Origin of the sequence: Pseudoalteromonas sp. MMG010, assembly GCF_018100905.1 — a bacterium.
Classification (GTDB): Bacteria; Pseudomonadota; Gammaproteobacteria; order Enterobacterales; family Alteromonadaceae; genus Pseudoalteromonas.
Genome location: NZ_JAGJEG010000001.1, coordinates 651,574 through 661,916 on the forward strand (window position 1 = coordinate 651,574; position 10,343 = coordinate 661,916).

The window sequence follows — 10,343 nt, forward strand, 5'->3', positions numbered from 1 at the left end:
AATTTCATCCGGGGGTTAGGGATTGAACGATATTTTAGGCGGATATTATATACTCAAACATAACCAAGATGCGAGGTTAGCTGAATATTTAAATGACACATTTTATATAACATGTAGAAAAATAATTTTAACTTTGTGTATATCCACCATGTTAAAGCTTTATAATTAAACTAAAACGCCAAGTGACGCAGTGGCTAAGTTTTGTTATAACACCAATAAGCGTTAAATGAGGCACCGAATGTTTAAAGAAAAATTATTAGTTATCATTAGTTTAATAATATTGCTCTGTGCCTGCGGTACTGAAGAGCGCACCACTCAATTATCTAAAATTAAAGCTGAAAATAAAATAAGAGTGGGCACATTAGCCAGTGCTAGTAACTATTATCAGGCAATTCAGGGAGAGCAAGGCTTTGAGTATGAACTCGCGCAAAGGTTTGCCGAGCATTTAGGTGTTGAACTTGAAATAGTGCCCTTTTTTAACCTCTCTGACATGTTTGCTCGTTTAGATAGTGGCGGTCTTGATTTAATCGCTTCAGGCTTAACTTATAATAAACAAAGAGCGCAGCATTATCGATATGGTCCAACTTACCGCACCATTAGCCAAAAGTTAGTATACAAGCAAGGTCGTGTTCGCCCGCGTAAATTTGCTGATTTAACAGGAAACTTCACCGTTATTGCCAAAAGCAGTCATGCGCTTACTTTACAAGAAATGAAAAAAACGAATCCTGATTTAAATTGGATAGAAAGTGAAGAGTTTGACGAAGAAGAACTACTACAAGCTGTCATTGATGGTGAAATAGATTACACATTAGCTGATTCGCATACTTTGTCTTTATTTAGACGCTACCACCCAACATTAAGTATCGGCTTTTCTGTAACACGAAACGATCCCATTGCGTGGGTTTTAAAACAAGGCAGCGACGACTCTCTATTTGCTTTATTAGTGCCATTTTTTGGTGAAATAAAACAAAACAATCAATTATATGTATTAGAAGAAAAATATTTTGGCCACGTACGCCAATTTAATTATGTGAACACATTGGCCTATATTGATGCGATTAACGATACATTGCCTAAATATCGTCCTTGGTTTGAAAAGTACGCAGGTACGCTCGATTGGCGATTATTAGCAGCGTTAAGTTATCAAGAGTCTATGTGGAACCCTCGAGCCAAATCTCCAACTGGAGTGAGGGGGATTATGATGCTAACACGAAGTACCGCTAAACAAGTGGGTGTTACAAACCGACTAGAACCAGAGCAAAACATTCGAGGTGGTAGCGATTACTTAACAAAATTAATTAAACGTATACCTGATCGTATTCCACAACCAGATAGAACTTGGCTTGCATTAGCCTCATATAACGTTGGTTGGGGCCATGTAAACGATGCTCGTATAATTACCGAACAACAAGGCGCAAGCCCTGATAAATGGGCTGATGTAAAAAAACGCTTACCGTTATTAATTAAAAAACGATACTACAGTAAAACACGTTATGGTTATGCACGTGGAGACGTTGCTGTAAAATATGTAGATAACATTCGTCGTTATTACGACGCACTTGTGTGGCTTAATGAAAATAACGCCCTAAAAGAACCAGAAAACTTAACTCCAGCACCCGATACACAACCTCAGGTTAAAATAAAACCAAAGGCAATAGAGCAAGCTACAAAGACAGATAAAAACAAAACCGAGGTAATAGAGCCCACTACTGAGACGGATAAAAAAACTAAACCCGAACCGAAAGCTGAACCGGAACCAGAACCGGAAAAACCCCTACCGATTGAGCCTGAAAAATCAACAAATGCAGATGACGGTTCAATACAAAAAAACGATCATTAATTGTAATTTAATTTTTAATTTGTTTATTAATAGAATGCTTAACGATAAACCTGAGGCTATGTTTTATCAGTAATTTTTTGTTTATATATTGTGTAAAAGGCAAGCAAAATAACTACAGCACATGTGCTTTAAATTGCCCAGTTACGTTATTTAAATTTTGCTACAAATAAAAAATGCCAATCACATACATGTGATTGGCATTATATTTATTTACCAATGGTTATGCGAAGACTACATCCCCAATCTAGCCTCTTGTGTATAGCTTACGTTGAAACGATACACTTTACCGGTTTCATCTATTACACTGTCATCTCTAGCACCTAACGTACCCGACAGCGATGACATATCACCATTTAATAACAATGCATCTCGCGCTTTAAAACCATCAAATGAAGACTCTTTAATTTGTGCATCAACCTTACAGTTTTTACCACTACAACTAATTGTCCCTTTTAAAGTCATATATTTATCACCAATGGCTAACCAACTATATTTAAGCTCGCCCTCTGGGGTGTAAGCTAAACGCATTTGTGTTGCTAACTCTTTGCCATTTGATTGTGTTAATTTTCCTTTATAGCTTTTTGCGGTAAATAACTGGTTATCTGATGGTAGTACTAATTGAGTACCATAATGAGCAATTTCGGCTCCAGAATAAATCATAAAATTACGCCAAAACTTCTCCATGCTTTCGTTTAATTTAGTTTCATTGTTACTGTAATTAATACCATAGACAAAGAATGACGCATGATTGAAAAATACCGGAAAACGTTCAGCCGCACTCGTCGCAGCTTCAAGCGCATTAAAGCTTGAATGATTAACAAGATCTGATTTTTCTATCATATCTGAAAAAACAATGACTCTTGCAATACCATTATCTATTCTCGTTCTATTCGCATCATAATAAAAAGCTTCAACTAGCTTTTTATTTGGAAAGTTTGACGCTTCAAAATGAGGTGCAGTTTCATGACGGCTACCTGCTAACGGGTGAGCAAGTGCTTGCTTTATACGTTGATTAAATATCTTTTGGTCATTTTTAAGCTGATCATCAACTCCGCCAGTAAAGACAACGGCCATACCTTCTTGCGCTTTCTTTTGCTTGTAAACCGCTTTGGTGTATGAAGGGAAACAAGTATCCCATACAAGCTCAACAGTAGAGCCACCATCATTAATAGTTACCACTTGAACTCTTTCACCTGGCAAAAAATGAGTCTTATTTAAAATATCTTTATACCAGTTAGGGTCTGTTTTCGAGATAATAGATTGGTCTAAGTAAACAATTGTTTGACGATTGACTCCCTCTTGAGCACAGTATTGCTTTAGATCTGAGGTTCTTAGTAATCCATCAGCATAGCTTGCAAAAGAAAGCATTAACGAGGTAATAAAAAGAAGTGCTTTTTTCATTGTATTGGCTCCAAAGCCAAGTTTTGGCGAAGTTCGTTCATAGTCAGTTTTAAATCCATTTTTAAAAATTGGTCAACTGATAGTTGCTCAGGACCAATCACTACACCTTCAAGGTTCTGCTTTTTTATTTCCGTTACTAATAAAGATTGATGGCGGTGTACATCATCGTTAATAGCCGATAATGCTTGTGTTAATAATGCCTCTTCTTTTTTTAGTAACCGTTCTAAATAGCTAACAATTTCTTTAGATATTGCAGAAGCCGACGATTGTTTATTTTTAACGCCTGTCAATTTCTCTTTAAATTCAGCTTCAATTCTTTCAACTTCTTTTTTCAAGCCGTTATCAACACTAAAGAAATCCTTTTTAGCTTTTTCATAGTCATTTTTAGCTTCTTGATAATCAGGTCTTGCATCGTGAATAAAGAAACTAACCGCAACACCGACAATCCAAACTAATAGATTCATCACAATAAAGGGCATTAACTCTTCCCACACACTGCTAGCTGAATCAGCGGTATCACCAGGTAAAGAAGGTAGCATTGCCCCAGCGCTATTTACTAACTGCTCTGATAGCACATCATATCGGTTATAAGTCACAACAATAAGAGCAAAGACCAGTAACAAACTAAAGAAAGATTGATAGATGAGAACATGCCTTTTTTCGGTATCTGTTCTATGCGGCGCAAACAATGCAACTCGTTGTTTGATTAGAGCTCCATGAAAATGACTCGCAAAAGCAATTGATAATGCAACTATCATTGTCGCCCCAGCAGCTAAGCCTGGCGGATATTTAATATTAAATGTGGAGTAATTAATAAACCATTCAACAAAACCAATCACTAAAATAGAAATAACATACAAAACCATTCTTTTTGGAACCGGTGGTTTCCCCCCCATTTCAGCCTGCATATTTTCATAGCGCTGTTTTGTTTGCTCATACTCACGACGCTTATCTGAGTAATGATTTTTTTGCATAAACTGATCGCGTGCTTTAGCTTTAGCATCTTCGGCTTCTTGATGTAGCTCGCGTGACTTTTGATCTACGCCACTGGCACTTGATTCACTATGCTTTGCTTTTGCCCGTAAAACCGCATCATTACGCTCTGAAATCCAACGCCCTAATCGATCTTTTATGGCTGAAATAGTGGCGTCTTTAATGCGAAAAGATAACGTGTTTTTATCTGTATTAATATGGCCTGTTTGTGCTTCTTTTACATCTTCAGCAACAATCAATTCAATATGTTCTTTTGACTGAACGCGATTAGCATTATCTATTGGGCTGTCGTTTAACAGCTTATTAAAATCGTTTTTCAATTCATCCATTTTATAATTCAGTCTCCAATTTATAGTAATATTTTTCAGATAAAATTAATGGCGAACGTACTTCAGGTTTAAAGAAACTTGTTGTTCGCTTTGTTATCGGTATAGATAATATTTTTCGCTGCGATAGCCCTTTAATACTTGATAAACGCCTCTTATCGGTACTTAGTGAATAGCGCTTATCAACGTCGACTGCCGAGTACTGCGCTAGGTCATCAGCTAATTCATCTAATTTGTTTAATTCTGGCGCTAAGGTAATCACTGAATCTAATTCAACATTACGAATAACGAGCTGATTATTATTTAGTTTTAAATCCATTATAGGTAAAGTAGCGCGTTCGCATGCAGAGTCGATATCACTGCAATCTATTTCACGTAAAAATGCTTTAACTAATTCTTTCGAATCTGCGGCGAGGATCTCTACACGACGATTTTCTGCTCGCCCAAGTTCAGTTTTATTACTTACTTTAGGTAATAATTCACCGGCTGCAACTAACATTAAAGCATCATCAGGTATCCCTTCATTTGCTAATAAAGAAGCAATAACTAACGATCTACGCACACTCAATGACTGATTATATATTTGTCTTCCTCGACTATCAGTGTGTCCAACAATATAAAGGTGGCTACCTACATTTTCGTTTTTATATGCTTGTGCAAAGGCTTTTAACTCAGCAACATTTATAGGGGTAATTTGCGCTTTATCAAATTGAAATAACACCGCATTTTTAAAGCTAATTTGATGTAATTTATGCTGTTTTAAAGTGTATTCGGTCACACTCACAGTATTGAAATTATCATTAATTTTTTTTAAAGCCGGTACGGTGATTTCTTTTGAGTGTTCGAATTGAACGGGCTTAGGCTTATTCACTACAGGTTTTGTAACAACTGGCTTTTGGGATACCACTGTTTTTTGTATGGGAGTGCTCGCTGGAGCTGCTTTTTCCGTTATTGCGCAACCTACCAAACCAGTAGATAGACTCGCCGCTAGAAAAATACACTTGAAACTTTTAAGCCTTTTCACTTTCACTCCATCAAAAGTATTAAATTAAAACTATATAGATATTTAACGATTAAACTTACTTAAAACCAATACTAAAAAATGACTAAAGCAATAAATGTTGCTATAAAATTCGCATAAAAATTAAGTAAAACATAATTATACACATAAAAGCAATATTAATTTAAATGACTAATTTAGTATTACAAAATACAACAAAACGCTTTGTATAAAAACGTTAATTTCCAAAGCAATCAGTGAAATTAGTTTACTTAAAATTGAATTAGTTCTAATCTGCTAACATTATAAAGCTTTGGGTTTTGAGCTTATCGTGGTCATATATTTAACAGGAATAAAAAATGCTAAAACGCAGGCGCACACAAAGTTTTAAACGCAATGTTCTCCATTCTACAGCAACTCGTAGACGAGTGATGCTACGAGCTATTCATAAAAAAATAATTTGGCGACGTCGAATGTTTGCCATGCAACAAATGGTTGATGTGGTGATCCCTGAGCAAGACAGTAAAAATTAATTTTTAGCCGCTTTTTTTAACGCTTTAATTTGCGCTCTTCGACGCTTAAAAAATTGTGAAATAATGTCACCGCACTGCGCTGCTAGCACCTCACCGGTTACCTCCACTTGATGATTTAACCTAGGGTCTTGTAATAAATTCATAATCGACCCCGCTGATCCTGTTTTGGCATCTTTTGCCCCAAAAACTAAACGCTCTATTCTGCTATGTACTAATAACCCCGCACACATAGAGCAAGGCTCTAACGTTACATACAAGGTACAATCAATTAATCGATAATTATTAAGCACTTTCCCAGCTTCTCGTACAGCGATCATTTCAGCGTGTGCTGAGGGATCGTTATCGGTAATTGAACGATTGTAACCAGCTGCAATTAATTGGTTATCTTTTACAATTATCGCCCCAACTGGAATTTCGTTTATGTTTTCAGCTTTTTTTGCATACTCAAGCGCTTTTGCCATCCAATAATTGTCATCATATTGCTCGTTCATTTCATTACCTCGCACAAATTATCTGTAAATTATACCAAGCTGATAGATGAAATAGCGAAAAAACGTCTATTACGACAAAAATAAGACAAAAAAATAAGGTTTGCCATAGCTCATGAGGGACTATTCACGCTATAATCTCACGCTTTTTTTATTTAGCTCACAAACACGGGTAGCGAATGAAATTTCCTGGACGCCGCAGGCATAAACATTATTTTCCAGTGGAAGCCAAAGATCCACTTACTAATCAACTCAACGCTTCTGATAGGCTACAACGTAGTTATATTACAGGCATTGATCAGATCGTTGTTGATATAGAAGCAAAAGTTGATCAAGCTTTCCTTGATGAATTTCAGCTTCGTCGCGGCATGTCACAAGTCATCGACAGTGATATCACCAATGCTTTATACGAACGTTTAAAGCTTAACGATATGGTCGATTACGAATTTGCCGGTGGCACAATTGGTAACACAATGCATAACTACTCAGTACTAGCAGATGATCGCTCAGTGCTCTTAGGTGTAATGAGTGAAAATATAAAAATTGGTAGTTACGCCTACCGCTTTTTATGTAATACCTCAAGCCGTGTAGATTTAGATTATTTAGAGCCGGTTGACGGCCCTATTGGTCGTTGTTTTACTTTAATAGATGAAACCGGCGAACGTACGTTTGCTATAAGCGCTGGTTTGATGAATCACCTAAAGCCTGAATCGATTGATAAAGAGCTAATAGAAAACTCTTCTGCTTTAGTGATAAGCGCCTATTTAATGCGTACGCAAGGTGCTGAAACAATGACTGAAGCAACGATGCAAGCAGTAAAATACGCAAACGATGCAAATGTCCCCGTTGTATTAACACTCGGTACTAAGTTTTTAATTGAGCAAGACCCTAAATGGTGGGGAGAGTTTGTTGACAAACACGTTGATATCCTCGCTATGAATGAAGAAGAAGGGCTAGCAATAACAGGTTTTGAAGATCCCCTTCTTGCTGCAGATAAAGCACTTGATTGGGTCGACTTAGTAATCTGTACCGCAGGTGAAAAAGGTCTGTTTATGGCCGGTTACGTAGATGATAGCTTTAAACGTGCCACTGAATACCCTTTATTGCCAGGTGCAATTGCAGATTTTAACCGTTATGAGTTTTCTCGTGCAATGCGCAAAGTAGACTGCTCAACGCCTATAAAAGCGTATAGCCATACTGCGCCATTTATGGGCGGCCCAGACTCGATTAAAAACACCAATGGTGCTGGTGATTGTGCACTTGCAGCTGTATTACATGATTTATCAGCTAATGTTTATCATAAATTAAATGTAGCAAATTCAGCAAAACATCAGCAACAAGCCATTACTTACTCATCTCTTGCACAAATAAGCAAGTATGCAAATAGAGCCAGTTATGAAGTATTGGTGCAGCATTCACCTAGACTTTCTCGTGGCTTACCTGAGCGTGAAGATTGCCTAGAACAAGTTTATTGGGAACAATAAACATCACAATTTAATAAATTAGATATCTCTAAAAAATCGAGATATCTAATTTATGTGATAATAACTCAAGCGCCGTAATTCCTGCCACAGAGTTACCAAATCCGTTTAATCCTGGCGAATATACAGCCACAGTAAATTTATTAGGCAGCACAGCTAAGATTGCACCAGAGACACCCGACTTACCCGGCATACCCACTCGGTAACCAAAGTCACCTGCCGCATCATATAATCCACTTGTAAATAATAACGAATTCAGCTGCTTATTCTGTAAACTGGTTAATACTTGCTTACCTGAACTGCAATCAACACCTTTATTAGCTAAAAAGTTATATGCCTTAGCAAGCTCAATACAATTGAGTTCAATGGCACAAAAATTAAAATAACTCCAAAGCACATCATCTACATCATTATTAAAATTATCAAACGACTTCATTAAATGAGCCATGGCTGCATTTCTATGTTTAAACTCGTACTCAGAATTAGCGACTGCTTTATCGATAATAATCGATTGATTACCCGCTAACTTCCTAAATGTATCTAGCATAAAATAACGTGGTGCTGATAATCGACCGTATAATGCATCACAAGTAACAATCGCCCCGGCATTAATAAACGGATTTCGTGGTATGCCTTTTTCAAACTCAAGCTGAGTTAATGAATTAAACGCCGTGCCAGATGGTTCTTTACCCACTCGCTCCCAAAGTGCATCTCCATAGCGTTGAAGTGCCAGCGTTAAGGTCATTACTTTAGATACCGACTGAATAGTAAAGCGCTCAGAGCAGTCGCCAGCACATACTGTTTGACCATCAGTAGTATAAATAGCAATTGAAAATTGATTTGGATCGATGCTCGCCAGTGCTGGAATATAATCAGCTACTTTACCTTGAGTTAATAGAGGGCGAACCTCAATAGCAATTTCATTTAATACTTGTTGATAATGCGCTATAGACAACGGAAACCCCATCAAAACAAAAATCAAATACTAACATATTAGGTAAGAAAAACCTCAAAGAGGAACAAACAACGACAATTAAAATTGAGAATAAATCTATTTATACGATATCAAAATAGGCAGTATCATAATGCTAAAAATAAGATAATATTCTTAGCTAGTTAATTTTTATTTATTAAATGCCAAACAGCAATAAAAAAACCACATAGCAAATATTTATCATCGGCTAATGCGTTAAACAATAACGCCTATAAAGGGCTAGGCTAATCAGACGCTACGCTTTAGAGAACTGTTCTAGTGACTAAATCATTATTTTTAATGTTTTTTCACTTCTCATTTACCTTCATTTTCTTCTCTTTGTGAGCATTGGTTTTGTTTTTGGCTTTTAGTGATTAATACATTTATGCACAAAGAGGCGCTTCGCTCATGAGACGCTGCGCTTTAGAGTAGTGACCTAGTGATTTAGTGATTGAATGACTAAGCCATTACTTTTAATGTTTTTTCACTTCTCATTTACCCTCATTTGCTTCTCTTTGTGAGCAATGGGCTTTTGTCTTTGGTTTCAAGTAACTAAGACATTTATTCACAAAGAGGCGCTTCGCTTTGGAGACGCTGCGCTTTAGAGAAGTGATTTAGTGATTGAGTGACTAAGCCATTACTTTTAATGTCTTTTCACTTCTCATTTACTCTCATTTTCTTCTCTTTGTGAGCAGTGGGCTTTTGTCTTTGGTTTTTAGTGATTAAGACATTTATTCACAAAGAGGCGCTTCGCTTTGGAGACGCTGCGCTTTAGTGTAGTGATTTAGGGACTAGAACGTGTTTATTGGCTTCTCATTTACCCTCATTTGCTTCTCTTTGTGAGCAATGGGCTTTTGTCTTTGGTTTTTAGTGATTAAGTGACTATTTGCACAAAGAGGCGCTTCGCTTTGGAGACGCTGCGCTTTAGTGTAGTGATTTAGGGACTAGAACGTGTTTATTGGCTTCTCATTTACCCTCATTTGCTTCTCTTTGTCAGCATTGGCTTTTGTTTTAGTTATTCAGAATTTTCTTGATTAGGTACAGGGTGGGATTGTATATATGTCAGACAACAAAAAACCCGTCACATTGCTGTAACGGGTTTCTTTAATTAGATCCTGGTAATGTCCTACTTTCACATAACAAATGCTACACTATCATCGGCGCTGTTTCGTTTCACTACTGAGTTCGGCATGGGGTCAGGTGGGTCCAAAACGCTATTGTCACCAAGAAAATTCTGTACAATTTTCTTATTTTTTTAATTTAAAGTCCTAAGACTGAATTTGAAGCCTGGTAATGTCCTACTTTCAC

At 36.9% G+C, this 10,343-nt stretch carries 8 protein-coding genes and 1 rRNA gene; 3 read left to right on the plus strand and 6 right to left on the minus strand.

Annotation, left to right across the window (positions count from 1 at the left end):
- The first annotated feature begins 238 nt into the window (after window positions 1–238).
- Window positions 239–1,840 (plus strand): membrane-bound lytic murein transglycosylase MltF, encoded by a 1,602-nt coding sequence (gene mltF, locus J8L70_RS02950; RefSeq protein ID WP_211053974.1) that lies wholly within the window; start codon window positions 239–241, stop codon window positions 1,838–1,840.
- Between the two features lie 231 nt (window positions 1,841–2,071).
- On the opposite strand, the gene J8L70_RS02955 is transcribed toward mltF, so the two are convergent.
- Genes J8L70_RS02955 through J8L70_RS02965 form a run of 3 tightly spaced genes read right to left on the minus strand, consistent with a single transcriptional unit; the run spans window position 2,072 to window position 5,431 of the window.
- The gene (locus J8L70_RS02955; RefSeq protein WP_211053975.1) at window positions 2,072–3,241 is read right to left on the minus strand and encodes a hypothetical protein; all 1,170 of its coding nucleotides are present in this window, start codon (window positions 3,239–3,241) and stop codon (window positions 2,072–2,074) included.
- Window positions 3,238–4,563, minus strand: coding sequence for a hypothetical protein (locus J8L70_RS02960; RefSeq protein WP_211053976.1), 1,326 nt, complete (start codon window positions 4,561–4,563; stop codon window positions 3,238–3,240). The genes J8L70_RS02955 and J8L70_RS02960 overlap by 4 nt, the downstream gene beginning before the upstream one ends.
- A gap of 1 nt (window position 4,564) precedes the next feature.
- A complete protein-coding gene (locus tag J8L70_RS02965; protein ID WP_211053977.1) occupies window positions 4,565–5,431 on the minus strand; it encodes an OmpA family protein in 867 nt (288 codons plus the stop codon).
- Window positions 5,432–5,919: 488 nt separating this feature from the next.
- On the opposite strand from J8L70_RS02965, the gene J8L70_RS02970 reads away from it, so the two are divergent.
- Window positions 5,920–6,093: a hypothetical protein gene (locus J8L70_RS02970; protein WP_211053978.1), complete on the plus strand. Its 174-nt coding sequence runs from the start codon at window positions 5,920–5,922 to the stop codon at window positions 6,091–6,093.
- Here J8L70_RS02970 and tadA read toward each other — a convergent pair.
- On the minus strand, window positions 6,090–6,584 hold the full coding sequence (gene tadA / locus J8L70_RS02975; RefSeq protein ID WP_211053979.1) for a tRNA adenosine(34) deaminase TadA: 495 nt from the start codon (window positions 6,582–6,584) through the stop codon (window positions 6,090–6,092). The two genes, J8L70_RS02970 and tadA, sit on opposite strands and share 4 nt — an antisense overlap.
- Before the next feature lie 176 nt (window positions 6,585–6,760).
- Between tadA and J8L70_RS02980 the strand changes: the two genes are divergently transcribed.
- Window positions 6,761–8,065 (plus strand): inosine/guanosine kinase, encoded by a 1,305-nt coding sequence (locus tag J8L70_RS02980; RefSeq protein ID WP_211053980.1) that lies wholly within the window; start codon window positions 6,761–6,763, stop codon window positions 8,063–8,065.
- A 28-nt stretch (window positions 8,066–8,093) separates the two neighbouring features.
- Here J8L70_RS02980 and glsB read toward each other — a convergent pair whose 3' ends face one another.
- Both glsB and rrf read right to left on the minus strand, forming a co-directional pair.
- A complete protein-coding gene (gene glsB, locus J8L70_RS02985) occupies window positions 8,094–9,017 on the minus strand; it encodes a glutaminase B (protein WP_211053981.1) in 924 nt (307 codons plus the stop codon).
- 1,131 nt (window positions 9,018–10,148) lie between these two features.
- Window positions 10,149–10,263: ribosomal RNA gene (gene rrf, locus J8L70_RS02990) — 5S ribosomal RNA — on the minus strand.
- Window positions 10,264–10,343: the final 80 nt, after the last annotated feature.

Bases quoted from the DNA above. Each gene is read 5' to 3' on its own strand.
- mltF (WP_211053974.1), top strand. From the start codon at position 239: ATGTTTAAAGAAAAATTATTAGTTATCATTAGTTTAATAATATTGCTC.
- J8L70_RS02960 (WP_211053976.1), bottom strand. From the start codon at position 4,563: ATGGATGAATTGAAAAACGATTTTAATAAGCTGTTAAACGACAGCCCA.
- J8L70_RS02970 (WP_211053978.1), top strand. From the start codon at position 5,920: ATGCTAAAACGCAGGCGCACACAAAGTTTTAAACGCAATGTTCTCCAT.
- J8L70_RS02980 (WP_211053980.1), top strand. From the start codon at position 6,761: ATGAAATTTCCTGGACGCCGCAGGCATAAACATTATTTTCCAGTGGAA.
- tadA (WP_211053979.1), bottom strand. From the start codon at position 6,584: ATGAACGAGCAATATGATGACAATTATTGGATGGCAAAAGCGCTTGAG.
- J8L70_RS02955 (WP_211053975.1), bottom strand. From the start codon at position 3,241: ATGAAAAAAGCACTTCTTTTTATTACCTCGTTAATGCTTTCTTTTGCA.